This window comes from Agriterribacter sp., from assembly GCF_035445465.1.
Classification (GTDB): Bacteria; Bacteroidota; Bacteroidia; order Chitinophagales; family Chitinophagaceae; genus Agriterribacter.
Map to the genome: position 1 here is coordinate 1 of NZ_DAOMQT010000057.1, position 26,058 is coordinate 26,058.

The window sequence follows — 26,058 nt, forward strand, 5'->3', positions numbered from 1 at the left end:
CTCGGAAATCCTCGAAAAATTGGATGTGCTGACCTAATTTGGACAACTCGGGAGAAAAAAACTGCGTATCTGCGGCTAATTTGTTAGCAGAAGTACTTTATCTACATACTCCGCATGAACCCTTTTCCTGTTTACAATGCTTACAGGAACTGCAATTCTTGCATGCTTTACAGTTCTTGCTTCCTGTGCAGGTAGCAACAGTTGAAATATCAGCTCCGGCATTTTGCGCCACAGCGGTATGCTGGTATTGCTGCATTCCTATTACCAGCATAAATACCATTGCCGGTAAAAGGATCACCAGCAAAAAAAGCCTTAATTTTTTAATAACCATAGGGTTTATATTTAGGGCAGTAAAGTGGAGCCATCTTTGCAAAACGTTAATAATTCCGTTCAAGTATAGTAAACCCGGTAAAAATGCCAAAAGTTTCGATGAATGCCTGCAGACAAACACGCTTGTTTTACCTCTCCTCTTTTTTCCCTTCTCCTCTCCTTATCTTTGCCGCCATAAAATACCTGCATGACCACTATACCCGATAACATAAGGGAAGCTGTTACCTATATTAAAAGCCGCTATAACATGCCATCTGAAATAGGTATTGTGCTGGGCAGCGGACTGGGCAATTTTGTAAGCGAAATGACGGTGGAAAAGGAAATCCGTTATACCGAAATACCTCATTTTCCTGTTTCTACGGTTGAAGGACATTCGGGCAGGCTGATCTTTGGTAAAATCGGCCAAAAAAATATCGTGGTAATGGCGGGGCGCCTGCATTTTTACGAAGGACATGCTGCTACGGAAGTTGCTTTTCCCATTCGTGTAATGAAACTCCTTGGTGTTCATACCCTGCTCATCAGCAATGCGGCGGGCGGTGTTAATACTGCTTTTGCTGTTGGCGACCTGATGATCATTACCGACCATATTAGCCTGGCAACCGTAAATCCTTTAATAGGCAAAAACGAGGACGCTTTTGGTACCCGCTTTCCCGATATGAGCGAACCCTATGCAAAAACGCTGATCAGCAAAGGAAAAGCAATTGCCGGGCAACTGGGTATCCCTGTAAAGGAAGGTGTGTATTTTGGCGTAACGGGACCTACTTTTGAAACGCGTGCAGAATATAAAATGATTCATGTGCTGGGAGGAGACGCCGTAGGGATGAGCACGGTACAGGAAGTGATTGTGGCGGTGCATGCCGGCATACAGGTATTTGGCATAAGCGTAATTACCGACATGGGCATACGCGAGGAAGATAATATTATTACACATGAAGAAGTGCTGCAGGCGGCATCCGCGGCGGAGCCAAAGCTTACTGCCTTATTTAAAGAGTTAGTTAAAGCTATTTGATCCACCCATTTTTTTCAACAGATATGAGCCGATTTCAGGTATTTTCGCCGTGAACAGGATTAAGCTAACAGCATTGAAGAAAATATTTACATACTTACTGTTATTTATATTGGTGGGTTCCGCATTGCCCGCCTTATCGCAGCAGCTTCCGGGCAGGCTGGGCAATATCAGTAATATGGGAAGGGGAGGCAGATCGGGAGGAAATGATTCTATCAAATTTGAGCACCGCGATCCCTTCGCGGATTCTGTAAGCATACGCTTTAAATATATTGATTCGGTGCGCTCTTACACTTTTGATTCATCTTTAATTGATTTTTATATAAAGATCCCTTTAAAGTCGGAGTATGTATGGCTGGGCAATAACGGAACAGCCACCACTTCCCTTTTGTTCAATCCATCAGCAGCACCGGGGTGGGATCCGGGGTTTCATGCCTTTGACGCTTATGCCTTTACTATTGAGCAAACGCGGTTTTATAATACCACCCGGCCCTTTACCGAATTAAATTACCTGATTGGCAGTGGTGCAGAGCAGTTCATTAATATCTTACATACACAAAATATCAAACCCAACTGGAATTTCGCTTTCCAGTTCCGGCTCATTAATGCACCCGGATTTTTTAAAAGCCAGAGCACCAATCATTCCAATTTGCGGCTCAACACTTATTACCAGTCGCCCAATAAACGATATGGCATATATTTTATAGGACTAACCAACAGCCTTCAGTCTGCCGAAAACGGCGGTATAGCCAATGACAGTTTCCTGGTAGATAAAACGGGTACGTATTCAGACCGCTTTAATATTCCCATCAATACTGCGGGCGATGCCACCTACAGCCGCGACCCTTTTAACACGCAATTAAAAACCGGGAATAAATATAACCAGATTAAGCTATTGATAAGACAACAATACGATTTCGGGAAAAAAGATTCATTGGTAACCGACTCTACGGTTATCAAACTTTTTTATCCCCGTTTCCGCATAGAACATACGCTTCAATACAACACGTATAAGTACCTGTTCCAGGATATTGCGCCGGACAGCGCCTTCTATAAAAAAAATTATGATATCGCATTAGACAGCAGCACCCAAAAACTGCTTTACCAGGATGCCTGGAAAGAAGTCATTAACGATTTTTCCATATACCAGTTCCCAGACATCAAAAACCAGCAGCAATTTCTGAAAGTGGGCGCCGGCATGCAAAATCTGTCCCTGAAAAGAACTGATTCCACACGCGACATGCTGTACAATATTTTTCTGCATGGCGAATACAGGAACCGCACCCGCAATAAAAAATGGGATATTGAGGCTTATGCCCAACTATATCCAACAGGGTTTAACGCCGGCGATTACAGAGCGTATATAAGCCTGGAAAGGCTACTCAGCAATACTTTAGGATCGCTGCAGGTGGGTTTCGAAAATGCCAACCGAACACCATCTTACCTTCTCCGCAATACCAGCGGGTTTCCGGTTAAGCCACCAGCAGACGGTACTAGTAAAGAAAATATTACACACCTGTTCGGCACGCTTACGGTGCCGGCTTTACAATTACAGCTCGGCGGTCATTATTATCTTATTGGCAATTATGCCTATTTTAAAAATTTTTATGAAGCAGACCAGCAGGCTGCCCCTTTTAACGTGCTGCAAATTAAAGGCAGCAAAGATTTCAGGATAAGTAAGTTCTGGCATTGGTATGCAGATGTGGCCCTTCAAAAAACAGCCGGTAATACACCGGTTAATATTCCTCTGCTCTACCTGCGCAACCGTATTGTTTTCCAGGGACAGTTCTTCAGGAACCTGAATATCGCTTTAGGGTTGGATTCAAGGTATTATACACCCTATACCGCCGATAACTATTCCCCGGTAACAGGACAGTTCTTTCCGCAGGATGGCATCCGCATAGCTAACTTGCCCGACATTGCGGCTTTTGTGAACTTCAGGATCAGGAGCTTCAGCGCTTTTGTACGCCTGGAGAACCTGAATACGCTGGAACTGGACGGTTTTTCTTTTACCAATAACAATATGGCCGCACCATTATATCCTTACCAGGGTTTACTTTTCAAGATGGGTATTTTCTGGAATTTTGTGAATTAGAGATCAGCGTGAGCGGTGAATAGGAATAAGTGAATGGGTTTCAGGTTTGAAGTTTCCTTGTCGCGTACCGGCAGGATAAATTGCCACAAGCAGAGCATCATTGTCATTTCTCTTTTAATTTCGATGGATTTTGATACGTATTCCAGAATCGTAATAATTCAATTTCCTTTTCCTTGCTATTAATACGATAAATCAATGACACTCTTTTATACAAAATAGTATGCCTGATATTTTGCTGTTTCTTGTTGCGGGGAGAGCCGATACCCGGTTGTTTTGATAAAACAGAAACCTTCTTTTCAACCGTGAATGCAAATTTCTTTACCTCCTTTTCTGTCCAGGCTGTTTCCAGGTAATGCATGTTTTCTATGTATGTTTGCAGGGCTTTCAGGGTCCACACTACTTTGTAAACCATTGTGGATATTTTTTCTTTACTTCTGCATGAGACAATACTTCACCTTTATCAGCCTGGCTAATTGCAATTTCGATATCCGCCTTTATTTCATCCGGCATCGCGTCCCACCAATCAGCTTCGGCATCTACTTCCAGCATTGCATGGATCATCTTTACCACTTTTTCATCAGCCGTATCAATGTATTTCTTTACTTCTTTACGCATCTGGTTTACTGCATTCATATTTATCATATTTGTACAAATTTAACTATTTAATCTTTCCCACAAAGGCTTCTGCCGGTCAGCAGCCGCGCCTGAAGGCTGATAGTTGGTAGCTTTTGATCATACATTCGTAACTTTGCACCCGGCATTGTAGTATTTACCGGATAAAAAGAAAAGATGACAACAAAAAAGATCATATTTTCCTTCCTGCATTTTTTAAAAGGATTATTTGTGAAAAAGGATTGCTGCAGGTAAACGTAATATACGGTCTGACCCTCCTTCTATCGGGTACCGACCGTAGCATCTCAAATTTTAAATTTCAAATCTCAAATAACCCTTATTTTTGCCGGCTATGACACAGGAGCACATAAAAGATATGAGGTCCCGCCTGGCGGGATTGGGGAGGTTTCTTTGACGTTGCTAACAGGCGCGACAAAATAGCAAATGATAAGCAGCTTACGCTTTCCCCCGGCTTTTGGGACGACAATGCACGGGCTACACAAATCCTTAAAGATACCAAGCTCAATGAGTATTGGGTAAAGTTGTATGAAGATGTGCATACAGCGGTAGAAGACTTTGCCGTGCTGTTCGATTTCTGGAAAGAAGGAGAAGGAACGGAAGAGGAAATAAAAGCAGCGTACGAGTTTGCCAACGACCGTATTGAAGAAGCCGAATTTAAAAGTACACTTAACCAGCCCGAAGATGAATTACCCGCCGTGCTGCAGATCAATAGCGGCGCAGGCGGAACGGAAAGCCAGGACTGGGCTGAAATGCTGGCCCGTATGTACCGGATGTACGGCGAGAAACACGGCTGGGGCGTTAGCGAGTTAGACTGGCAGGAAGGCGATGGAGCCGGCATAAAATCTGCCACGCTGCAATTTGATGGACCTTTTGCTTATGGATTTCTTAAGTCGGAAAGCGGAGTGCATCGCCTGGTGCGCATTTCTCCATTCGACAGCAATGCCCGGCGGCATACTTCTTTCGCCTCCATTTTTGTATATCCTCTCGTAGATGATTCCATTGACATAGCCGTAAGCCCTGCAGACCTGGAGTGGGAGTTTTACCGCAGCGGCGGCAAGGGCGGTCAAAACGTAAATAAAGTAGAAACTGCTGTACGGTTAAAGCACATTCCCTCCGGCATTATCGTGGAATGCCAGCAAAGCCGTACCCAGGGAGAGAACAGGGAGAAGGCATTAAAAATGCTGAAGAGCCGTTTGTATGAAGAAGAAATACGCAAGCGGGAAGAAATGAAGAATGCTTCTAACGCCAGCAAGAAAAAAATTGAATGGGGCAGCCAGATCCGTTCTTATGTATTCCATCCCTATAAGATGATCAAAGACCACCGCACGGATTATGAAGTAGGAAATGTGCAGCCTGTAATGGATGGTGAGTTAGATGGCTTTATCAAGGCCTACCTGATGATGGAAAAGGAAGCAGAAAGCCGTTCATAATTTGAAGCAGCAATACACGTGATAACCCGTATTTCGAAAAAATATCGGACAAGCCGGTATTTAAGCGTATATTCGTAAGGATAACAATTTGAGTTTCTCAGCATTCTGTAAGTGAATGATTCCTGCTATTGGTTAGCCATCTTTTTTACCGCTGCTTTTTTCTCAGATCATTTTTATTTTAAAATAATTCAAAGAAATGAACATTTATGTTTCAAATCTAAGCTTCGCCGTTGTGGATGAAGACTTAGTAAAACAATTTTCCCAATACGGCGTAGTGAGTTCCGTAAACATCATCATGGATAAAGTTACCAACAGGAGCAGGGGTTTTGCCTTTGTAGATATGCCTGAAAGCAACGCTGCCGAAAAAGCTATCCGCGAACTGAATGGCGCTTCCCTTGACGGGCGGTTTATTAAAGTAAACGAAGCCAGGCAAAGAGAAGAGCGGAATAAATCTTCCTATTAAACAGATCGGAAAAGAGGCTGTCTCAAAAGGGGCGGTATAGAAAATATGCCACTAAGACACAAGGGCACAAAGTCCTGATCTTCAGATTTTATTTTCTTCGTGTTCCTGCCTGCCGGCAGGCAGGTTCGTGACTTAGTGGCAAATATTACTTTTGAGACAGCCCCTTTTTACTTATGCTATAACTAGAGGAATGTACGTTTTGCAACCATTAAACTCAGCAGGGGTTTACCTGCCGGAATATGACAATTACTGACGCGGATAAAATTTTAAAACATTTAGTATTCAGTTTGTATAAAGACCTTTACAGATGCGATATCAGGTTAAGAAAAGAGGAGTTAATGAATCAGGTTATGGAATCTGATCTTAGCTTTTTTGGCAGATATACCATTAATGTTAACGATGCAGCATTGGCGTTGCCGGCTGATGAATTCACGGTTTGTCTTTCGCATCAGCTAAGTAAGATAGTGGCATTCCGGCGCCTGAGCCTGTTATCAAAAATAAAAGACATGTTGTTTTCAAGATACTCTCCCTCCTATTTCATTGGCCAGGAAAAAAGAGCCAAAAACATGACGGCAAAAAGGAGCAAACAAACGCCCAATGTTCCGGTAAACAATCAATAGCAATGACTATTGCACTTTTGACAACCGGGTAAACTCCATTCCATTATAAATCCTTGCCAGATCCCTGTTACCGGATACTTTGTATTCATCAATTTTAGACGCTCCAACGATCCGCCAGAAATTCTTTGATTTCAGATCGGTATAATCACCCGTTTTAATGAATAACCCAACAAAAGATTTACGTGTTTTAAACCCAATTTGTACCGGTAATTCTTCTGATTGTATGCGCATCAGAAATGTTTCGACTTCATCTTTTGTCATATATTCTTTTTAAATAATCCTGTCATTAGGAAACATACCTTCGCCAGAAGGAAAGTATGTAATGGAAAGAAATGCGGTGGTAAAGGTAATCTTTTGAAAGCGCCTGGATTTTATATTTTAAGATATGGCAGACCGTTTTCTTAATCATGCGTACTGCAAGCCTGTTGCCATAGCCGGTTAGCCATCTAATAATAAAATAGGTAGTGTTGTTTTATATACTTAATTTATCCGGAAAGTTTTTATATGAATATACAAATATCCAATATCAGTCTTAATACCGTTGATGCCGATGTAAGGAAGTTATTTTCTCCTTTTGGTACCGTGGATTCTGTAATGGTCATCCGCAACAAATTTAACGGGCGTTCAAAAGGCAGCGCCATTATAAATATGCCTTCCGATGCACAGGGCAGGCAGGCTATTATTTCTTTGCATCAAACGATGATGGATGGAAAAAGAATATCTGTAGATGAGCTCCGTGATCCATTATAAACTGAGATAGAATGAAAGGCAATACATATAAGTTCTTTCCTTCCGGCAGAACTTTGCAGCTTATCAAACACAGCCATACAAATGCAGCGGAAACACATAAAGTAAAAGGCCGCCTTTTAAAGCAGCCCTTCGCAACAATGAATAATGATTCTGTAATCTGTTTTAAAACCCTGTATTGTTTGGCAATAAATTAGGATTTACGTCTATTTCTTGTTTCGGTACAGGGAAAAGTAATTGTTTTTCAGTAAACGTAGCATTAAAAACTGTTTTATGGCCAACAAAATCATCCCAGTTGCCTGTAATATCGTTTCTTACTTTCCGTGTTCTCAGCATATCAAATCACATCTTATTTTCAAAACATAATTCAAAATAAAGACCCGTGCCTGACGCTTCAAATACGGATCTTTGTATAGGATACTATATTTATTTCACCACCGTAAGCACGCCATTCATGATCCTCCAATGCCCCGGGTAAGAGCATATATAGGGATAATCGCCGGGGATATCCGGCACACGGAATTTTAAGCTGAACTTTTGATCGGGATTAACCAATGGCGTTGCAAATAAAACATCCGGAACGGAAGGAATATACTGCATACTAACGCCTTCGGGTACCTGCGCCAGCTTATCCGCTGCCGCTCCTACCCTTTCCATGCTGCCGGGTTTTAATACCAGTAAATTGTGCTGCATGAAATCTATATTGTTAAGCACGATTTCCAGTATCGTTCCCGCTTTGGCTGTAATTTTTGTTTTCTCAAATTTCATTTCGTTCTGCACTGTTCTCATTATAATTACCTGGTCGGGCTTACCCAGATCGGCTTGTTGCGATTCGGCAAGCAGGGTTTCCATGCGTGCATCGTATACCCTTCCTATATTTCGTGCGCTGTCTTCATAATTGCCTGCTTTTTTTGCGCCGCTGTTCCAGTAATCATTCGCTATGCGGATGCCGGCATCACGCAAGGGTATGCCAAACAACCCTTTTGCTTTACCTGTAGCAATTTCTTTATCATTTAAAAGCAATTCCATAACACCTCCTTTGAAAAGTTTGGCGGTTACGGAAAAGGTATCGTCAACACTATCCCCGGATTGTATGGTATAAGATTGATTATTCTGGTTAACCTGGAAATGCAATTTTTTGGCATTATCAACATACACTGCATACCCGTTGGCTTTATTGCCCTGGGCCACAATTACTCCTTTCTTATGATCTTTATTGTTCAATTCCACATTTGCAGTAAAAAACAATTCCCTTCCCGTAAGATCGGGCAAGAGGTCGGGCCGGATATACGTATTTTGAGGCAGTGAGAGCACATTTAATTTTGAACGCAGCATTATACGATGGATCAAACCGGCTTTGCCCAGTTCCACCTGTTCGCTGATGCCGCTGGCTTTAAATGCTTTTTCAAAACCCTGCTGCTGTATGCCCGATGCAATAAACAATGCTTTTTGGATCCATTTGTCTTCGGCGCTACCGCCTTCCTTACTGGCAAGCTTAAATAAAACTTCTCCCAGTGTTTCCGATGCAGGAAGGTCGCATGCTTTTAATACGGCGGCCAGCACTACCCGCAAATCTTTATCTTTAAATATGTCAGCTTCAATCAGTGCTTTTGAAACCTCTTCCGTTGCCGGTAATACCTGTATGGCAGCCCTGCGCACGCCTGCCGAAGGATGCTTTAATGCGCCAATGGCAACGTTCAGCGCTTCCTTATTATCGCCGCTAAACGCTTTCAGACCCTGCAATGTCCATAATGCATGCACTGCAGGTGCATTTAGACCAATCTCATCAACTGAAGTGTTTTCTATGATCTTATATAATTTATCCACTATCCTTTTATCACCTGATTCAACCAGCAAACGCTGCGCGGTAGTACGCCAAAACATATTGGGGCTGCCCAGCGCATTGATCAGTCCATCTGTATCTTTTTTGTGGAGTGATGATATCTTATCTTTTTTCCCTTTTTTATAGCGGATGCTGTATATCCTCCCTCTTAAAGAATCCCGTATAGGATTTATATAGGCATTGCCTTTACCCGTTTCATATCCCTGCGGCGTTGGATTATGCTGAATAATAAAATTATACCAGTCGAGCATCCACACATTGCCATCCGGACCCACTTCCGCCTGTACAGGGCCAAACCAATCGTCGGCGCTGGCTACAAAATTCCACCCATCTTCACCCTCTTTAAAAGTAGAACCATTGGGTTCAATAATATTGCGATGAATAACCCTGCCGGTGGGCTCGCTTACAAAAGCAATCCTGTTCCAGTACGCTTTCGGGTAAGTACGCGCGGTATATAAACTATGCCCCGCCGCGGCGGTAAAACCATTGTGCACATCCACCTGCCGCAGGTTTTTGGTTACCACATGCATGGTATAATGACTTTCAATTTTATCTATACCAGTTTCCGCACCCTGTCCCGACATCTCAAAATAACGTTTGGGGATAGTGTACGCAGCGCTGTGCGTGTTGTTGGCGGTTGATATAAAAACATCGAAATCTTCCGAAAAGCCCAGCCCCCATGTATTGTTCGATGTGTTGCCCAGGAATTCCAATTGCTTTCCATCGGCTGTAAAATGATACAGGCCCTGGCTAAAGCGCATGGTATCTTTACTTTCGCCCACCACGCCTTTAAAGCCGGAATAACCAACCGTTCCCCATATTGTATTATCGGGGCCGTAACGGAAATTGGAAGGTCCCGCATGCGTATCAAATGTTCCCCAGCCCGAAATGATTTTTTCCCGTACATCGGCTTTATCATCACCATCCGTATCTTTCAGAAATAAAAAATCGGGCGCCTGTGCCACTACGATGCCGCCATTAATAAAGGCGAAGCTGGTAGGAATGTTCAGCTTATCGGCAAACACGGTAAACTTATCTGCCCTGCCGTCTCCGTCCGTGTCTTCCAGTATCTTAATCATATCTTTCCCTTGCTCTTTGTTATCACGCACCATGTTGGGATAATCCATGGTTTCCACTATCCATAAACGCCCTCTTTCATCCCAGTTCATGTAAATAGGTTTATTGATATCGGGTTCAGCGGCAAAAAGTTGTATTTCGAACCCTACCGGCACCTGTATCAGTTTCATAGATTGTTCAGGCGATAGTGGTTCCTGGAATTGCGGGGGCGGATCGCGCTTTTCATAATTGGGCATCCGTGCATCCGTATACTTCGGATCGGGCATATCGAATTGTTCTGCCAGTGATTTTGCATGATCGCCCACTGCCCACATGATACCGTTGTAAACTAATTTCAAAAAGCCGGGGTTCATCCATGTTTTTTCATCATGCCCGTAAGCTGTATAAAAAACCCTTCCCTCTCCATAATTACGTACCCAGGTATACGGTTCGCGATGATCGCCTTCTATACGTTCAGTAAGCACTTCTATATCTTTACTGATCTTATCGTGCACATAGGTTTCGTCTTCCGTAGAAAAGGCAGGCACATCTTTCATTACAGGATGATCCGGCTTAACAATAACAGCAGTAAAAGAATCGTATTGATGTGTTTTAAACTGGCCGCCGGTCATCTCCACCACTTCCGGTGAATTGCGGAAGCACCACGACGCGCAATGCAACGGAATAAATCCTTTACCCGAACGCACATATTCCAGCAGCGCCTTTTCCTGTGGTGCGGTAATGCTGTCGTGGTTAGCGTATAGCAGCAGCCCGTCATATAGCTTCATATCTTCTCCTAACAGATCATCCGGATTGGTAGTATAGGTAATATTGATCCCTTTTTTAAAATATTCCTGTGAAAGCAACTCTGCCAGCTTCTCCGAATCGTGGTGCTTGCTTTTATGTCCGAGAAATAATATTTCTAACCGCCGGGGCTTATCATCTTTTTCCTGCTGTTTGCAGGAATGTAACAGCAAAGTTAAAGAGAAGATACAAAGCAGGGATAGCAGGATATTGCGTGTCATTTGTTCGGTTTTATTTTGGTTTAGTGGTGAACTACCGGCATCATGGATGAGCAATTGCTGAAAAGAGCAATTATAGCTGATCCGTTCTGTGTTATATTATTATTGTAATGACAAACAATTCAGGACAAGGTGAAATCCGGCAGCTTAATAATTTCACCTCCCTTCTTTGCCGATTCATGCGCCAGTATGCCCACACAGGTGATATTGGCGGATTGCCTTGCATTGGGGAACGGTTCTCTTTTTTGTACCAGTGCGCTTACAAATTCATGCACCAGATGCGGATGTGATCCGCCATGACCTGCACCCTGCAAAAAAGAGAGATGCTGGTGCTCATCTGTATCATACACGCCACCCGTGGTAAACCCCTGAATAGGCTCCGGCAATAAATGAGCGTAATCGGGCGACTCCACTTCTTCGGGTATCTCTGGTTCCGGGCGTTTGGCGGTATGCACCACTAACGGTTTGCCTTCGATCAACGGCCATTCAACAGATTTTTTCGAGCCATATACTTCAAAGCTTTCGCGGTACTGCCGTGCCGTATCAAATAAAGAACGGTATACATAAGCGCTGAGGTCCGAATTCCTGAATTTGATATGCGTGCTCTCTACAGCATAAGGAGAATTGTAAAACGCATGCAGCTCTTCTCTTATGATTCCAGAGCCAAAGCAGGATACGTATTCTGCTTCCGACCTTGTTAATCCCAGCACCGGCCCTACGCAGTGTGTGGCATAATACATGGGAGGCAACCCCGGCCAATAATTTGGCCAACCATCCATATCCTGCTGGTGACTGGCCTTTAGAAACTGTATTTTCCCCAGCTCTCCTTTTTCATAGAGTTCTTTCATAAACAAAAACTCCCTGGCATATACCACCGTTTCCATCATCATATAGGTGAGCCCGGTATCTTTTACCGCCTGCACAATTTGTTTGCATTCTTCTACCGTAGTGGCCATCGGCACAGTGCAGGCAACATGCTTACCGGCTTTTAATGCTTTTAATGATTGAGCGGCATGATCAGGAATAGGCGTGTTAATATGTACCGCATCAATATTGGGATCCTTCAGCAATTCGTCATAATCCGTATACCTTTTGTCAATGCCAAAAGCATCTCCCGTGTTGTTCAGGCTCTCTTCGTTCCGCTGGCAAATGGCATACATGTTCGCATCGGGATGCCGCTGGTATATGGGAATAAATTCGGCGCCAAAGCCGAGCCCTATAATGGCGATGTTGATTTTTGGGGAAGACATAAAGCAATAGTATATATTAAATGAATAATTACAGGTTAAATGAACGCAGGTTAAAACACGGCTGCACAGCACCGCTTCCCTTTATTTTACAACTGAACCCATATGGGAAACCGGAAAAACACCGTACTAAATTACATTTAATTGTGCTTCTGTAATTTATCGGATTATGTCCAATACCGGCTTTATTTTATCCAAAAAATGGAAAAAATAGTGAAATCATGAAAAATCACAGGATAGAGAACTGCTCACGGTAGCGTTTCGGCGTCATTTTTATATACAGTCTGAACTGGCGGTTAAAGTTGGACAAGGTATTAAACCCGCATTCATAGCTTACCTGGCTGATGGTTTTACCATCTTCCTCACTTAATAATTTGCAGGCATGCCTGATACGCAGTTCAGTAATAAAATCGGAAAACGATTTGCTGGTTTTCATCCTGAAATACCTGCTGAAGGAAGTTGGCGTCATATTAAGCAGGTCGGCCACCTCCTGCAGGGCAATGCGGCCCCGGAAATGCTGGGCGGCATAATTATACACTACATTAATGCGCCGGGTTTCTGATTCTTTCAGCCTGTATATATAATCAGCATTGTGCAGCAAACGGTATGCTTTTGTTTGCGCCATTATTTCGAGCATCTGCAATAATTGTATAATGCTTGCAGCCCCATGAGCAGCAATAATATTGCTCATCATAGTGCCCAGCCGGCTAACGGTTTGCCCGTAATATTCAATACCGCGCCTGGCTTTTTTAAACAGGTCTTTCACCTGTTGCATCTCTTCTTTTTCTATAAGATCGCCGATGAAATCGCCCGGAAAATAAATAACCAGTCCGTGCGTAAGGAGCTTACTCCGCTTATCAAAATAGGCGCTGTCGCTCCTCCATAAATGGGGCACTCCCGGGCCAAGGAAAGTCAGATCGCCTTCGTTGAAAGATTGCACCGTATTACCGATGAACCGGGTGCCTGTACCTTTCAGTACCATAAACAACTGGTATTCGCTGTGCGCATGCCAGGTAGCATCGAAATGTTTTTCTTTCAGCTCTTTGGCTACAAATATCCTGGATTCCGGTATGGGAGATTTTTGGAGTGCGAATTTCATACAAGCTTTTTAACACTATGCTTATCAATAAAGATAATGGATTGAATGTAACATAAGTCACGAAGCAATTGACGGTAATTTCCGATTTTTACAGCATGAAGAAATGGCTGAACCATAATAAGCTTTTGCTAACTGGCGCTATCCTTGGCGGTGTGGGAGGTTTTATTTACTGGAAACTGGTTGGCTGCAACAGCGGAACCTGTGCCATTACATCTAATCCGCGCAACAGCACGCTTTATTTCGCCGTAATGGGGGCTTTGCTTTTTAGCATGTTTAAAAAGCCTACAAAAGACGCGGCATGATATCCCGCTTAATAAAAGAAAAGGTGTTACAATGCCAAATACAAGATCATCCAAAAATGTAATATGGTTCAGCAGGTTGCTGCGCTGGGGACTGGGTATTGCTTTTATGGTAACCGGATTCCTGTATTATAAAGAAGGAGGTTGGCCTGCCCTGTTATTTGGGGTTCTTCTTTTTGTTACGGGATTTTTGCGCCCAAAAAGATGTATAGCCGAAAGTTGCGATTTGCCTTCTGCCGATGACAGATAATTTCAAATCCGATGTAAATACAAAGCACCAGGAAACAAATCACAAAAAACAAATAAATTTCAAATCCGAAACCTGAAACTCTAAATCCGAAGCGAAATCCAACCGTAGACCACAAACAACAAACTATAAATTAAAAACCCCGAAGCCTGGAGTTCAAAATTAAAAGCGAAATGCAACTATAAACTATAAACTACAAACCATAAACGACAAATGAAAAGACCATACTATGCATATATCCTGACCGCATGTGCATTGATAAGCGTATCGTGCCGTCAGCCTGACACAGCAGCGGCAAATGACTACCGGGCGCAGGGAGACAGCATTATTAAAGCCACTTTTGACACCCTGCGCAACGCATTAACAATTGCCATACATAATAAAGGCTTGCAGGGCGCGGTAGCCTACTGCAATGAAAACGCCTATCCTGTTACTGCTGTACTGGCTTCCGGAAACATCACCATCAAACGGGTAGCGGAAAAATACCGCAACCCGAAAAATGCTCCGGACAGTACAGACGCTATACAATGGAGAGTGTTTACCGCGGCAAAAGCAAATGGTGATTCTTTACAGCCCGCTATTATTGCCGGCAAAAACATTGTTCACTATTATAAGCCCATACTGCTGCAGCCCATGTGCTCGGCCTGCCATGGAAAAACCGGAAAAGATATTCCATTGCCCGTTGCTGCTACTATTGATTCCCTATACCCCAACGATAAAGCAAAAGATTTTACAGTGGGAGATTTAAGAGGCATGTGGAAAATTTCGTTTGCTCAATAACACGGATCGTATCCCATGGAATAAGCTGAAGCTATGTTCTGATTTCCCTGCGCATGAAAAGATAATATGTCAGGGCAAAACAAACCATTGTTGCCGCCAGCAGTCCGGTAACCTGCGGCCATACGATCATCAGGCTTTCTTTCAAAGGCAAGGGAGAAGGAATGGCTCCCGCCATCTGTTCCATTGTCAATGGCCCAAGGCTTCTTACAGAGGGCATCAGCAATGTGGTGGCAGCGTCTGTATACAACTGGCTGGGCGCAAGCCGCAACAGAGACAACAGAAGATTATTATACGAGAGCAGGTCTTCCGGTCGAAGATAATCCGGCCCCGGAAGCATGGCATTTACTACCAGGTTTACAATGATCCGGTAAAAAACGGTAAAAAACAGCCATATGCCGATGCCCGTGAGCGCAGCAGTGGCAGCATTCCTGAACCTGACCGATAACAGAATGGAAAGGCTCAGCCAGAAGCCCACATACAAAATGCTCAACGCTACAAACCAGAGGATACGAAGCAACTCCACCGGCTCCGGCAGAACACCTGTGATGATCATTCCTACTCCTGTCATCAGCAGGGCAAGACAAAGAAATAAAATACTTACAACGATAAGCGCACCGCAAAACTTTGCCAGCAAGAGGTTATCGCGGTACACCGGTTGTGCCATCAGGCGGGTTAACGTACCATTATTCTGTTCCGCGTTTACCGCGTCAAAACCAAGCGCGATACCCAGTAACGGGCCCAGGAAGCTGATAAAAATATGAAAGGTAGGAAGTGTTCCATCCGATGTGGTAAGTAACTTCAGGTATACAAAAATCCGGTCGGGGTCTTTGATGTTAGCCACAGCCTTGCTGATATTGCTTAGAGATACATATATTGAACCCAGGAAAATAAGCGCGATCAGTGTGAGCATAACAATAAAGCGCCAACTGCGGATATGGTCACCCGTTTCTTTGCGTACCATTACCCGGAACGGACTCTCAGACTGCTGCTGAAGACTATTATGTGTTATTCCTTTTGAAAAAAGACCTTTGAAATAAACCAGTGGACTTTCCATTGGAAATATGTTTCTTTTGATTGTTCTCAAAATAACGGTGATAAATTTCATCCAGCCCGAATTCCTTTTTGTGCACACCTGTTATATTTAATCCTTTCTGAACGAGGAAGCGGACAATATCCGGCGTAACGTCTTCACTGCACGACACTTCAATGCTGTTTTCCTGTAGGGTTACATTCCTGATGCCTTCCAGTTTCTGCAATGCTTCAGCATGCGCCGCGAAGCCGGGCAATGCATCTCTGAGCATAATTTGTACTACACATGACTCCTCTCCGAATAAATTACGGGAAAGCGTTTCCATATTGCCTTCCACCAGCAGCCTGCCGTCTACAAAAATGCCTACGCGGTCGCAAACCTGCTGCACCTGGTGCAGTTGATGAGATGATAATAATACTGTAAGCCCCTGTTGGCGGCTGAGCCGGCGTATCAACGAAAGGAATGCTTTTATGCCACTGGGGTCAATACCGAGCGTAGGCTCATCAAGGATAATAACCTCCGGTTCCCTGATCAGTACATCAGCAAGGCCGAGCCGTTGCTTCATGCCGCGGGAATAGGCAGAAGTCTTTTTGTGCATCTCTCCGTCGAGACCCACTATTTCCATCGTTTTACGTGCCTGCGATGCTATTTCGTGTTCCGATATTCCGTTGAGCCTTCCTATATACATCAGGTTTTCAAGGCCTGTCATATCATCATAAAAACCCACGCTGTCGGGCATATACCCCACTTTCCGCTTCACCGCAACAGGGTTGCCGGTGGCATTAACGCCACACACCCTGGCACTGCCCGCATCAGGTTCCGCCAATCCCAGCATCATCAGAATGGTGGTGGTTTTACCCGCTCCGTTGGGACCCAGCAAACCGAATATTTCCCCCCGGTCAATCTCCAGGGAGAGATCGTCTACGGCCTTCACAGAACTATAGCATTTCGTTAAGCCTTTCAGCTCAATAATGGGGTTCTCCATAACAAATTATCTTCTTCCGTATTTACGAACCAGGTAATACACCATTCCCAGGGCGAGCAGTATTACCAGTATACCGATCCACCCCGAAAGCAGCGATGTTTTTACTGTCATCCGGAATACCGCATTAGCTGTTGTATAGCTGTTTTTAGCAGTAAAAGTGGTAACATAATCACCTGCAATGGTTTTGTCGGGAACGCTGAGTGTTGTACTTGCCTCCATTGTTTGACCCGGGTCAAGCCTTTCTATTTTTGACGGTTCAAACGTTGTGCTCCATTGCACGGGGGATTGCGCGGAAAGCTCCAGCCCGTCAAGCGGAAGTGAGCCCGTGTTTTTCAGTACCAGCCGAAGCTGCTTACTGCGCCCTTCGGTAACATCATCGCTCAGCCGGCCCGTAGGCGTAGTGAGCTCAAGACTGTAGTTGCCTTTCACTACGGCTTCCAGCTCAATGCGGAGCGAGTCGTTGTTACTGACGGCGCTCACCGGGATAGTATACTTACCCGGCTTTGCAATCGGGGAAGCCATGATTTCAAGAGAGATTTCCTGTGTTTTGCCGGAATCCAGCCTCACCGCGGTGACCTGGCTACCGGCTGTGCGAAACAGCGTTATCCAGCCATCCGGAGCCTGTACCTGCAATGCATACACCTGCGTATTACCGCTACCGTTATATAACGAAGTGTTGTACCGGAAAGGGTCCTTTACCACAGACTCAATATTGATGAGGTGAGCTGTAAAAGTGGATTTCTTTTTGCCTTCGGCCGGCTGGGCACGGGAAGAAGAACCAAAAACAGTAATAAAAAGAATAAAAGAGAAAACTGAAAAAATACGAACGTGCAGGTCGTTCCGCCGGAGATTGGGATACTGCGCTAGCATAGCATTAACAAATGTTGATTGTTTATTAATAAGATAATAGCTGCCTGAAATCAGATGCTGCGAAAATAATAAGCAATGAAAAATGGTTTTGTTAACGATTTTTAAAAAATCAACAAAAAGCCGGTGACAATGGAGCAAAAGGTATTAGGAAATCTGTCGTATAGCCGGTGTAGTGTTACCGAATGCGGATGAATATAAAACGTACACAGTATATTTCATATAGCATAAAAGCCCCGTATGGAGCTTTTGTAGCGGGATGGGGAGTTGAACCCCAGACCTCAGGGTTATGAATCCTGCGCTCTAACCGCCTGAGCTATCCCGCCTGTTATAAAAAAATTTCTTAATACTACATCCGACTCCTTTCAAGAATTAAAAAATCTATTTAACTCCTTCATTTCGGGCAGCAAAAATAGGGGTTTTATCAGTATGTTGTAAGATTTTCCGGAAGAAAGATACTGACCGGGCAGATAAAAAACGCAGGTGATTAGACAATCACCTGCTTACCAAAACATGAGAAAACTTCTATTCCTTCAACTGAGTTAAAATGATCCGGGAATGAGCTGAAGGCTAAATCATAGAAAAAAAATCCCCGGAGTGATTTTAATAGTATAATAATAAGCTCTTATATATCTGTCTTTCCCGTTATTGCTGATGGTACTTTCTATACAACAACAGGATTTTCATTGACTTTATCTGTTGAATGCCGCCTTGCATTAATAATATCAGTAAGTACAATAAGGATATCATCATTCCTCAAATTATACCGGAACTCGCATTCCTTAATATGCAGGTACAAAGTGTTTTTATTCATACCCCTGAACTTCTGTAAACGGCTTTTAGTATACTTCCAAAAACCTGTAATTTCCGGTAATGCATTGGCCACAGAAGAAGCTCCTTTATCTTCAGCCAGCCAGTATAAACGCCAGTTATTACAATCAGCCACTGCCTGATATGCTTCAAAACCGGGGCTTGATTCTCCATTCTTAGCCTCATGACCATTATACAATTGCTGAATTGTTGCCGGGCATATACTGTTAAGCCAGGCGGTGGAAACTTTCCCCTTCCTTAAGCAAAACCCATAACAGGCAGCAGGGTTATCATCCGGGCGGCATGTTCCTTCGGTATTCAACACAGGAAGCTGCTGCCTTGTATATAAACTTGCTTCAGCCTCACAAAAAGAAGCGATAGCAGAACGGATAATTCTGAAATAATTATTTACCGTTACCCTGCTCACCCGGCTGATGTCAGCTATTTGTGTGGCAGTAAGATCGTCACAAAACAGTTCTAATATTTCCCGGCATTTCCGGTCAGGCAAATGCCCTCCCTTGAGCAGTTTATAATTCATAGCTAAACAGTTAATACGAATGGCTTCGGATTTAAAAATCATTAGAAAAGGTGGCAGAGAAAACATAAAATACACCAGCGGGAGAAAGTCGGGGGTGAACGCAGTATACTAGATTAATTTGCCATTATGCTACAGTCTACGCTGATATCCTTAACACACCGCCATTCATCCAACAGGCGCTTTTGCCCGTTCATTTACTTTATGGATCCTTCTTTGTTAAACAATCCGGAAGGCTATTTGTTACAATAATATGGAGCAACGGATATAACGCAGGTAGCGCGGCAAATAAATAAGATGAGTGAAAAAAATTATAGCGCGGCACGCAAAGTGTATATTTTACACCCAGGCATGCATGCTGACAGGCTTGAAACCTACTATTGATCAGCTATTGCTTCTTTATATATACTTCAATGGTTCCCGGTTCTGAACTTCTTGGTGCGGGAAATGAGTCAATTTGCTGGTAATGCAGTCTTAACGAATCTCTTACCCTGAACGGATAAAAATTATTTAAGCCCGGCATGTATTCAAATAAAACAATATCATAATAATTATCCCGGATTCTATTTTCTAACATTTCTGCCTCTCTGTTAAACATCCCTACCCCTAAATGATACCATAGGGGAAACTTTGGATTCCGCTCAAGCGTATAAGGCATTTCTGCAGCCAGGAATGTGAGCTCAGACATATTCAGCACTCTAATGTCTTTCTTGTTTTTCGCAGCATCAAGTTCCAAAAGCCGCTGTATTCCTTTAACTGTAGGTTCAGGCAGCTTTATCTTTTTGAGTGCCGGAATATTAGAATTTATCCATTCTCCCTGGGAAATAACTGCAGATGGCCCCCCGGACTTAAGTCGTGCATTATGCAAACCCACTACATTTTCCCCGGTTGCCGAATATACAATCCCTTCTTCCCTGTTGGGTTTAATAAATATTCTTTGTATATAATTCCAATATAACTGACTCCACCACAACATTACACCGGCAAATAATAAAATAACTATCACAGGGCTATTTACTTTTACATTGAGATACTTCAGCAGATAGTGCATAATAAAAGCAAATGCAAAGCTGTGAAAAAAGATATTGCTATTGACAGGAGTGTAGCTGGTAATTTGAAAAATGGCAGCCAGGCATAAAATGCCTATTGTAAGCAATAAAAAAATCATCGATCTTTTGTCAGCAAAAAAAGACCTGGCATCTTTAAATCCTGCAACAGCAAGCAGTATAATAAGGAAAAAATAAAATTTCAACCACTGCGATTCACTGAAAAATTCATTTACGATATCAGCACCTGAAACACGTGCGTTGTGCGGAGCCTGCCCATAATTGAACCAGTAAGAAAAATCATACTGCGAGAAAAAAAGAACAGTAATGGAAGTAACTAAAATGGTTCCCCCAACATATGCCACAGATCCCAGCCACTGTTTTTCAACCCAGCTATTATACAATAACAGGAAAATACAAATTAAAAAAATAAGCCCCCCTGCATCCTGTTTGGAAAAAAAAGAAAAAAAGGTAAACACTGAAGCCAGCGAAAGCCATATCCACTTTGTTCTATGGTTTCCGCTAAAAACAAACTGCAATACAAATGCTACAGCAATCAGCCCATATACGATAGCGGTGTGATTATACCAGGGCCAAAAATTGAAAAAAGAAAAGGTTATCGTATATAATAATACGGACGCAGCCCTTACAACAGGCGTAACAGAGAGGGTTACCAGTATATGCCGGAATACCAAACCGGAAACAATATTGATGAATACCTGGGCTTTAACAAGCGTAATAAGTTGCGCCCCAAAGATTTTAAAAAAGATAGCGGGCACTACCCAATACATTCCTCCCAAAGGAATACCAAAATCACGGAAAGGCAGTTGACCATTGCTTAACCGGTATGCGCCTTCCCATGATAAGAATATATTTACCCTGAAAGGGAAGCTTAAAAACAGGGGGAAGAAAGCAAAAGCGACAATGATTAATATTTCAGAAATATTTAATATTTTTTTCTGAGCCATTTTGAACAATTATTCGGTGAAAATATACTACCCTTATCAATTCCAAACAATTGATCAGGGAATATATCAAATGCAAATACAAAGACTATAGCAAAATAACGAATTATCTCTTTCGTTATTGAAATAACTACTTTTATACATTAACTTGTATTCTATTATAACATATGTCTAAATACGGATTGTGATATATCTAAAATTACTGCGGCCCAAAGACTGGGCTAAAAACCTTTTTTTGTATATACCGCTGTTCTTTGCTGGTGAAATATTCAACTGGATCAAGGTATTCCATGTATTCGAAGGATTTGTTGCTTTTTGCTGTATTGCAAGCAGCATATATATTATTAATGATTATGCAGATAAAGAAGATGACAGGAAGCACCCCGAAAAGAAAAACCGGCCTATTGCCTCCGGGGCTGTTTCCTCCGGAACAGCTTTAATGATCTTCGCAATATTAGTTATTGTGGGGTTTATTATCGCGTATTTCATAAATACCAGGTTTCTCTTTCTACTGGCACTTTATTTTTCTTTAAATATTGGTTATTCTTTTGGGTTAAAAAACATACCCATACTCGACATTTTTATCATAGCCATAGGGTTTGCGCTCAGGGTGCGTTCGGGCGGAAGTATTGCAAAGGTGGATGTTACCATTTGGCTGAACATAATGGTATTTTTGCTGGCATTATTCATGGCCGCAGGTAAAAGAAGAGATGACGTGTTGCTAAAAATATCTTCAGGAAACGATATGCGTAAGGCGGTTAAAGGCTATACCCTCGATTTCTTAAATGCATTGCTTGCATTAATTTCATCGGTAATGATTGTTTCCTATTTTATGTATACAGTATCCAACAGCATGATAGAGCGGCATAATACAAGCAGACTGTACTTAACGAGTCTTTTTGTTATGGCAGGTATCATGCGTTATTTACAAATTATTTATGTAAATGTTGATTCAGGTTCTCCAACAAAAATATTATACAGGGATCGGTTTATTCAAATAGCGCTGCTGCTCTGGATGGCCAGCTTTTATTTAATCATTTATTCCAAAAACATGCCTTTCTTTTAACAATGTTTGCTTTTCCCGATTAAAACCCTATTTTCATTATTATAACAGCAATCAGTATGTCAACAGTACTTGTTCTTGGCGCAACCTCTGATATAGGAACAGCAATTGCACGGGAATTTGCACAAAAAAAATTCAATGTTCAACTGGCAGCAAGAGATAGCTCAAAGCTAACCCCACTTCAAACGGATCTATCCATTCGTTTTAACATCCGGTGTACTGTATATCAATTTGACGCTATTGATTTTGCTTCTCATTTGCTGTTTTATCAAACATTAAATCCAAAACCAGATATTGTGGTATGCGTTTTTGGTTATATGAAGGATAACGAATCAACGGTCAATTCAGATAATGAAACACTCCGCACAATTCACACCAACTATACCGGTGCAGTGAGCATATTAAATATTGTTGCGGCAGATTTTGCATCTCAAAAAAAAGGTACTATTGTCGGGATCAGTTCTGTAGCAGGCGAAAGAGGGAGACAAAGTAATTATATTTATGGAAGCGCTAAAGCGGGGTTTACCGCCTATCTTTCAGGGCTCAGAAATAAATTATACGAGAAAGGGGTGCATGTTGTAACCGTTCTTCCGGGCTTCGTGTATACTAAAATGACCGAACATTTAAACTTGCCCAAATTACTAACAGCACATCCGAACGATGTTGCCAGATCCATCTATAATGCGGTGCAAAAAAAGAGAAACATTATATATGTGAAATGGTTCTGGAGGTGGATTATGTGCATCATCAGGCTAATCCCTGAGCCTGTTTTTAAAAGAAAGAAATTGTGAAAAGCTCCATCGCTTTCTTTGATTTTGACGGTACCATTACCTCTAAGGATACTTTATTTGAGATCATCAAATATCAAAAAGGTAAGCGGGCACTGTACGTAGGACTGGTTAAACTATCGCCATGGCTGATAGCAATGAAACTGCGTATCATTTCAAACGCTGCCACAAAAGAAAAGGTGCTTACTTTCTTTTTTAAAGATACCCCCCTGCAGGACTTTCAGCGTAAATGTGATGCGTTTATTGCAAAAGAACTACCCCGCCTTATCCGCCCTGCCGCGTTACGGGAAATCAATAAGCACAAACAAAACAATACAACGGTGGTAATCGTAACTGCTTCTGCAGAGAACTGGACAGCAGGATGGTGCAGGCAAAATCAAATAAGCTGTATTGCCACAAAGCTTGAAATAAAAGAGGGAAAAATCACAGGTAGAATAGACGGTAAAAATTGTAATGGCATAGAAAAGGTGAATAGAATTAAAACGCTTTTCCGGCTTGATGCCTATGAAACCATATCAGCATATGGCGATACAAAAGGCGACAAGCCGATGTTATCGCTTGCCGCCTTTGCGTATTATAAACCTTTCCGGGAAAGACTATAGTTTAACAATTCTAACCACAGATTTGTACTGATAATCAATTATGATCTGTAGGAAATAAACACCTTTCGGCAGGCTCGCCATATCTAATTGGTGATTGACATACCTGTCGTCCTTAACAAATTCATTTCTTAAGACTTTCTTTCCGTTTATATCATATAAATCTATACTTGTCCTTCCTTTTGCCGGATCCTGTAATTCTATTAAAGCCGTTGTGTATACAGGGTTTGGAAACACTTTCACTACCGGCGTAAGATCACGCCTTGCTCCAGCATTATTTATCACAACCTTTACTGTTGCTTTACCTGAACGTCCTTTATCGTCAGTTACCGTTAGTTCAAATTCATATTCTCCTTCGATCAATCCGGATGCAATCATTAATTCATCATTTGGATATTCAATAAAGGCCGGGGAAGGTCCTGTAATCATTCGCCAATTATATGATTCAATACTGCCTGATTGAACGTGAGATCCCGAACCATCCAGCATTACCTCGTTTTCCGGCAATGTTAATACAATCGCCTGACCCGCATTGGCTACAGGAGGCGGCACAACAATATCTGCTGAAATCACATCTACTGTTACCTCTGCCGATGCTGTAGACCCGTTTGAGTCGGTAACTGTAAGTCTGAATATATATTCACCCGCTTCTACAGCTTGTATACCGGGTGTGGCAGCGTTAGAATTAATGATCATTACCGACCCTGGTCCTGCTATTTTTATCCATTGGTAACCTGTAATAGAGCCGCCTGGCGCATAAGAATGACTTCCATCCAACTGTAGTATGCCAACCGGAAGTTGTACTGAAAAGTTATTACCTGCATCCGCTACCGGAGGCTTAACCGGAGCAGGATTTACAATAACAGTAACACTTGCCGTAGCTGAATTACCATTGTTATCCGTAATTTTTAACTGAAACACATATGTACCGGCTATAAGCCCGTCAACTGCTGTAACAGCATTAGCAGCATTATTGATCGCACCACCTGAAGGACCTGATACTTTGCTCCATGTATAGCTCTTTATTTGTCCTGCGGGAGCAGAAGATCGTGTTCCATCCAGGGTAACGCTATTAGCAGGCAATATGATCGTTTGGGCATTACCTGCATTGGCTACAGGTGGTAATGGTGCCGCCTTTACCGTAATGAATACTGTGGCAGATGCAACAACGCCCCTATTATCTGTAACGGTTAGCCGGAACTGGTATTTTCCTTCTGAAAGCCCGGTTACAGCAGATGTAGCCTGGAAAGCATTAGTAATATTTCCACCCGAAGGTCCCGACACCTTACTCCATTCATAATTTGTAATGCTGCCACCGGACGCCGTGGATTTAGATCCATCCAGGCTGGTGCTGTTAGCAGGTAACGTTATTGTTTGATCATTCCCCGCATCTGCAACCGGAGGTGGCGGAGCGGCATTTACTGTTACAGTCATGGTAGCTGTTGCTGTTCCTCCTTTGTCGTCCGTCACTTCTAATTGAAACTTATATGTACCTGCTATAAGCCCCGTAACCGTTGTACTAATGCCGCCAGCGTCTGCGATAGCACCTTCCGCCGGCCCGTTAATTTTACTCCAGTGGTAGCTGATAATACTGTTACCAGCAGAAGCAGAAGAGCCGCTGCCATTTAGGGTTACACTATTATCCGGCAATGTTATAGTTTGCGCGACGCCTGCGTCGGCTACAGGTGGCAATGGTGCAGCTTTTACCGTAATGCTAACCGAAGCGGTGGATGTAGCTCCGTTATCATCGGTTACCCTTAGTTCAAAAGTATATACCCCTTCTGCAAGACCGGTTACCGTGGTAGCGGCACTGCCCGGAGATGTGATCACTTCTCCTGACGGACCGGATGTTTTGCTCCATGCATAGCTGCTGATACTGCCCGATGGTGCGGTGGATCCGCTACCGTCCAAGCTTACACTGTTATCAGGCAATGTTATGGTTTGAGCAATGCCCGCATCGGCTACAGGTGGTAATGGCGCGGCTTTTACCGTAATAGTAACGGAAGCGGTGGAAGTTCCTCCATTGTTATCTGTTACCTTCAGCTCAAAAGCATACACGCCTTCTGCAAGACCGGTTACGGTGGTAGCAACACTGCCGGGAGATGTGATCACTTCCCCTGATGGACCGGATGTTTTGCTCCATTCATAGCTGCTGATGCTGCCCGATGGTGCGGTGGATCCGCTACCATCTAAGCTTATACTGTTATCAGGCAATGTTATGGTTTTATCTGCTCCTGCATCCGCTACAGGTGGTAATGGCGCTGCTTTTACCGTAATGGTAACTGAAGCGGTGGATATTCCTCCATTGTTATCCGTTACCTTCAGTTCAAAAGTATATACACCTTCTGCAAGACCGGTTACTGTGGTAGCAACACTGCCGGGAGATGTGATCACTTCGCCTGATGGACCGGATGTTTTGCTCCATTCATAGCTGCTGATGCTGCCCGATGGTG

25 protein-coding genes and 1 tRNA gene are annotated in these 26,058 nt (G+C 43.0%); 12 read left to right on the plus strand and 14 right to left on the minus strand.

The window, feature by feature from the left end; genetic code table 11:
• The first annotated feature begins 517 nt into the window (after positions 1–517).
• Together PLE34_RS18535 and PLE34_RS18540 are read left to right on the plus strand one after the other, a co-directional pair.
• Complete coding sequence (locus PLE34_RS18535) at positions 518–1,339, plus strand: purine-nucleoside phosphorylase (RefSeq protein ID WP_324559327.1); 822 nt, start codon at positions 518–520, stop codon at positions 1,337–1,339.
• Positions 1,340–1,412: 73 nt separating this feature from the next.
• On the plus strand, positions 1,413–3,431 hold the full coding sequence (locus tag PLE34_RS18540) for a putative porin (protein WP_324559329.1): 2,019 nt from the start codon (positions 1,413–1,415) through the stop codon (positions 3,429–3,431).
• Between the two features lie 103 nt (positions 3,432–3,534).
• Here PLE34_RS18540 and PLE34_RS18545 read toward each other — a convergent pair whose 3' ends face one another.
• Together PLE34_RS18545 and PLE34_RS18550 are read right to left on the minus strand one after the other, a co-directional pair.
• Positions 3,535–3,843, minus strand: a complete 309-nt coding sequence (locus PLE34_RS18545) for a type II toxin-antitoxin system RelE/ParE family toxin (RefSeq protein WP_324559331.1) — start codon at positions 3,841–3,843, stop codon at positions 3,535–3,537.
• Positions 3,828–4,064, minus strand: a complete 237-nt coding sequence (locus PLE34_RS18550) for a hypothetical protein (RefSeq protein ID WP_324559333.1) — start codon at positions 4,062–4,064, stop codon at positions 3,828–3,830. Before PLE34_RS18550 ends, PLE34_RS18545 begins: the two co-directional genes overlap by 16 nt.
• A 331-nt stretch (positions 4,065–4,395) precedes the next feature.
• On the opposite strand from PLE34_RS18550, the gene prfB reads away from it, so the two are divergent.
• The 3 genes from prfB (at position 4,396) to PLE34_RS18565 (ending at position 6,577) form a co-directional block, all read left to right on the plus strand.
• Positions 4,396–5,494, plus strand: a protein-coding gene (prfB, locus tag PLE34_RS18555; protein ID WP_324559335.1) for a peptide chain release factor 2 whose coding sequence is annotated in 2 segments (ribosomal slippage) — positions 4,396–4,443 and positions 4,445–5,494 — 1,098 coding nt in all. Because the reading frame shifts where the segments join, the coding sequence is not laid out codon by codon here.
• 196 nt (positions 5,495–5,690) lie between these two features.
• On the plus strand, positions 5,691–5,957 hold the full coding sequence (gene rbp, locus PLE34_RS18560; RefSeq protein ID WP_324559337.1) for an RNA-binding regulator: 267 nt from the start codon (positions 5,691–5,693) through the stop codon (positions 5,955–5,957).
• 350 nt (positions 5,958–6,307) lie between these two features.
• Complete coding sequence (locus PLE34_RS18565) at positions 6,308–6,577, plus strand: hypothetical protein (RefSeq protein WP_324559340.1); 270 nt, start codon at positions 6,308–6,310, stop codon at positions 6,575–6,577.
• A gap of 6 nt (positions 6,578–6,583) precedes the next feature.
• On the opposite strand, the gene PLE34_RS18570 is transcribed toward PLE34_RS18565, so the two are convergent.
• Positions 6,584–6,838: a short-chain dehydrogenase gene (locus PLE34_RS18570; protein ID WP_324559342.1), complete on the minus strand. Its 255-nt coding sequence runs from the start codon at positions 6,836–6,838 to the stop codon at positions 6,584–6,586.
• A 243-nt stretch (positions 6,839–7,081) separates the two neighbouring features.
• On the opposite strand from PLE34_RS18570, the gene PLE34_RS18575 reads away from it, so the two are divergent.
• A complete protein-coding gene (locus tag PLE34_RS18575) occupies positions 7,082–7,327 on the plus strand; it encodes an RNA recognition motif domain-containing protein (protein WP_324559344.1) in 246 nt (81 codons plus the stop codon).
• A 162-nt stretch (positions 7,328–7,489) separates the two neighbouring features.
• Here the strand turns inward: PLE34_RS18575 and PLE34_RS18580 are convergent, their stop codons facing one another.
• The 4 genes from PLE34_RS18580 to PLE34_RS18595 all read right to left on the minus strand — a co-directional run bounded on the left by PLE34_RS18580 (position 7,490) and on the right by PLE34_RS18595 (position 13,591).
• A complete protein-coding gene (locus PLE34_RS18580) occupies positions 7,490–7,660 on the minus strand; it encodes a hypothetical protein (protein WP_324559346.1) in 171 nt (56 codons plus the stop codon).
• A 90-nt stretch (positions 7,661–7,750) separates the two neighbouring features.
• On the minus strand, positions 7,751–11,248 hold the full coding sequence (locus tag PLE34_RS18585; RefSeq protein WP_324559348.1) for a PVC-type heme-binding CxxCH protein: 3,498 nt from the start codon (positions 11,246–11,248) through the stop codon (positions 7,751–7,753).
• A 119-nt stretch (positions 11,249–11,367) separates the two neighbouring features.
• On the minus strand, positions 11,368–12,495 hold the full coding sequence (locus PLE34_RS18590; RefSeq protein ID WP_324559350.1) for a Gfo/Idh/MocA family oxidoreductase: 1,128 nt from the start codon (positions 12,493–12,495) through the stop codon (positions 11,368–11,370).
• A gap of 226 nt (positions 12,496–12,721) precedes the next feature.
• A complete protein-coding gene (locus PLE34_RS18595) occupies positions 12,722–13,591 on the minus strand; it encodes an AraC family transcriptional regulator (protein ID WP_324559352.1) in 870 nt (289 codons plus the stop codon).
• Between the two features lie 68 nt (positions 13,592–13,659).
• On the opposite strand from PLE34_RS18595, the gene PLE34_RS18600 reads away from it, so the two are divergent.
• The 3 genes from PLE34_RS18600 to PLE34_RS18610 all read left to right on the plus strand — a co-directional run bounded on the left by PLE34_RS18600 (position 13,660) and on the right by PLE34_RS18610 (position 14,917).
• On the plus strand, positions 13,660–13,893 hold the full coding sequence (locus tag PLE34_RS18600) for a hypothetical protein (RefSeq protein WP_324559354.1): 234 nt from the start codon (positions 13,660–13,662) through the stop codon (positions 13,891–13,893).
• Positions 13,894–13,924: 31 nt separating this feature from the next.
• Complete coding sequence (locus PLE34_RS18605) at positions 13,925–14,140, plus strand: YgaP-like transmembrane domain (RefSeq protein ID WP_324559356.1); 216 nt, start codon at positions 13,925–13,927, stop codon at positions 14,138–14,140.
• A 210-nt stretch (positions 14,141–14,350) separates the two neighbouring features.
• On the plus strand, positions 14,351–14,917 hold the full coding sequence (locus PLE34_RS18610) for a Tll0287-like domain-containing protein (RefSeq protein ID WP_324559358.1): 567 nt from the start codon (positions 14,351–14,353) through the stop codon (positions 14,915–14,917).
• A 31-nt stretch (positions 14,918–14,948) separates the two neighbouring features.
• On the opposite strand, the gene PLE34_RS18615 is transcribed toward PLE34_RS18610, so the two are convergent.
• The 6 genes from PLE34_RS18615 to PLE34_RS18640 all read right to left on the minus strand — a co-directional run bounded on the left by PLE34_RS18615 (position 14,949) and on the right by PLE34_RS18640 (position 21,158).
• Positions 14,949–15,971: an ABC transporter permease gene (locus PLE34_RS18615; protein WP_324559360.1), complete on the minus strand. Its 1,023-nt coding sequence runs from the start codon at positions 15,969–15,971 to the stop codon at positions 14,949–14,951.
• Complete coding sequence (locus PLE34_RS18620) at positions 15,916–16,932, minus strand: ABC transporter ATP-binding protein (RefSeq protein ID WP_324559362.1); 1,017 nt, start codon at positions 16,930–16,932, stop codon at positions 15,916–15,918. The genes PLE34_RS18615 and PLE34_RS18620 overlap by 56 nt, the downstream gene beginning before the upstream one ends.
• A 6-nt stretch (positions 16,933–16,938) precedes the next feature.
• Entirely contained in the window at positions 16,939–17,802 is an 864-nt protein-coding gene (locus PLE34_RS18625) for a COG1470 family protein (protein ID WP_324559364.1), read from the minus strand.
• Positions 17,803–18,051: 249 nt separating this feature from the next.
• Positions 18,052–18,125, minus strand: a tRNA-Met gene (locus PLE34_RS18630).
• Between the two features lie 338 nt (positions 18,126–18,463).
• The gene (locus PLE34_RS18635; protein WP_324559366.1) at positions 18,464–19,147 is read right to left on the minus strand and encodes a hypothetical protein; all 684 of its coding nucleotides are present in this window, start codon (positions 19,145–19,147) and stop codon (positions 18,464–18,466) included.
• 385 nt (positions 19,148–19,532) lie between these two features.
• Positions 19,533–21,158, minus strand: a complete 1,626-nt coding sequence (locus PLE34_RS18640; protein ID WP_324559368.1) for a hypothetical protein — start codon at positions 21,156–21,158, stop codon at positions 19,533–19,535.
• A 181-nt stretch (positions 21,159–21,339) separates the two neighbouring features.
• Between PLE34_RS18640 and PLE34_RS18645 the strand changes: the two genes are divergently transcribed.
• From PLE34_RS18645 to PLE34_RS18655, 3 genes are read left to right on the plus strand one after another with little or no spacing between them, the layout of a single operon-like run.
• Positions 21,340–22,221, plus strand: a complete 882-nt coding sequence (locus tag PLE34_RS18645) for a decaprenyl-phosphate phosphoribosyltransferase (protein WP_324559370.1) — start codon at positions 21,340–21,342, stop codon at positions 22,219–22,221.
• Positions 22,222–22,277: 56 nt separating this feature from the next.
• Entirely contained in the window at positions 22,278–23,009 is a 732-nt protein-coding gene (locus tag PLE34_RS18650) for an SDR family oxidoreductase (protein WP_324559372.1), read from the plus strand.
• Positions 23,006–23,608, plus strand: a complete 603-nt coding sequence (locus tag PLE34_RS18655; protein WP_324559374.1) for an HAD family hydrolase — start codon at positions 23,006–23,008, stop codon at positions 23,606–23,608. Before PLE34_RS18650 ends, PLE34_RS18655 begins: the two co-directional genes overlap by 4 nt.
• On the opposite strand, the gene PLE34_RS18660 is transcribed toward PLE34_RS18655, so the two are convergent.
• Positions 23,603–26,058: PKD domain-containing protein (locus tag PLE34_RS18660; protein ID WP_324559376.1), on the minus strand; the 2,456-nt coding region annotated here is incomplete at its 5' end. The genes PLE34_RS18655 and PLE34_RS18660 overlap by 6 nt on opposite strands.

Excerpts from the sequence above, each read along its gene's own strand:
- PLE34_RS18640 (WP_324559368.1), bottom strand. The coding sequence starts at position 21,158 with ATGGCTCAGAAAAAAATATTAAATATTTCTGAAATATTAATCATTGTC.
- PLE34_RS18580 (WP_324559346.1), bottom strand. The coding sequence starts at position 7,660 with ATGCTGAGAACACGGAAAGTAAGAAACGATATTACAGGCAACTGGGAT.
- PLE34_RS18550 (WP_324559333.1), bottom strand. The coding sequence starts at position 4,064 with ATGAATGCAGTAAACCAGATGCGTAAAGAAGTAAAGAAATACATTGAT.
- PLE34_RS18615 (WP_324559360.1), bottom strand. The coding sequence starts at position 15,971 with ATGGAAAGTCCACTGGTTTATTTCAAAGGTCTTTTTTCAAAAGGAATA.
- PLE34_RS18590 (WP_324559350.1), bottom strand. The coding sequence starts at position 12,495 with ATGTCTTCCCCAAAAATCAACATCGCCATTATAGGGCTCGGCTTTGGC.
- PLE34_RS18620 (WP_324559362.1), bottom strand. The coding sequence starts at position 16,932 with ATGGAGAACCCCATTATTGAGCTGAAAGGCTTAACGAAATGCTATAGT.
- PLE34_RS18595 (WP_324559352.1), bottom strand. The coding sequence starts at position 13,591 with ATGAAATTCGCACTCCAAAAATCTCCCATACCGGAATCCAGGATATTT.
- PLE34_RS18565 (WP_324559340.1), top strand. The coding sequence starts at position 6,308 with ATGGAATCTGATCTTAGCTTTTTTGGCAGATATACCATTAATGTTAAC.
- PLE34_RS18605 (WP_324559356.1), top strand. The coding sequence starts at position 13,925 with ATGCCAAATACAAGATCATCCAAAAATGTAATATGGTTCAGCAGGTTG.
- PLE34_RS18535 (WP_324559327.1), top strand. The coding sequence starts at position 518 with ATGACCACTATACCCGATAACATAAGGGAAGCTGTTACCTATATTAAA.
- PLE34_RS18585 (WP_324559348.1), bottom strand. The coding sequence starts at position 11,248 with ATGACACGCAATATCCTGCTATCCCTGCTTTGTATCTTCTCTTTAACT.
- PLE34_RS18545 (WP_324559331.1), bottom strand. The coding sequence starts at position 3,843 with ATGGTTTACAAAGTAGTGTGGACCCTGAAAGCCCTGCAAACATACATA.
- PLE34_RS18575 (WP_324559344.1), top strand. The coding sequence starts at position 7,082 with ATGAATATACAAATATCCAATATCAGTCTTAATACCGTTGATGCCGAT.
- PLE34_RS18650 (WP_324559372.1), top strand. The coding sequence starts at position 22,278 with ATGTCAACAGTACTTGTTCTTGGCGCAACCTCTGATATAGGAACAGCA.
- rbp (WP_324559337.1), top strand. The coding sequence starts at position 5,691 with ATGAACATTTATGTTTCAAATCTAAGCTTCGCCGTTGTGGATGAAGAC.
- PLE34_RS18610 (WP_324559358.1), top strand. The coding sequence starts at position 14,351 with ATGAAAAGACCATACTATGCATATATCCTGACCGCATGTGCATTGATA.
- PLE34_RS18635 (WP_324559366.1), bottom strand. The coding sequence starts at position 19,147 with ATGAATTATAAACTGCTCAAGGGAGGGCATTTGCCTGACCGGAAATGC.
- PLE34_RS18570 (WP_324559342.1), bottom strand. The coding sequence starts at position 6,838 with ATGACAAAAGATGAAGTCGAAACATTTCTGATGCGCATACAATCAGAA.
- PLE34_RS18625 (WP_324559364.1), bottom strand. The coding sequence starts at position 17,802 with ATGCTAGCGCAGTATCCCAATCTCCGGCGGAACGACCTGCACGTTCGT.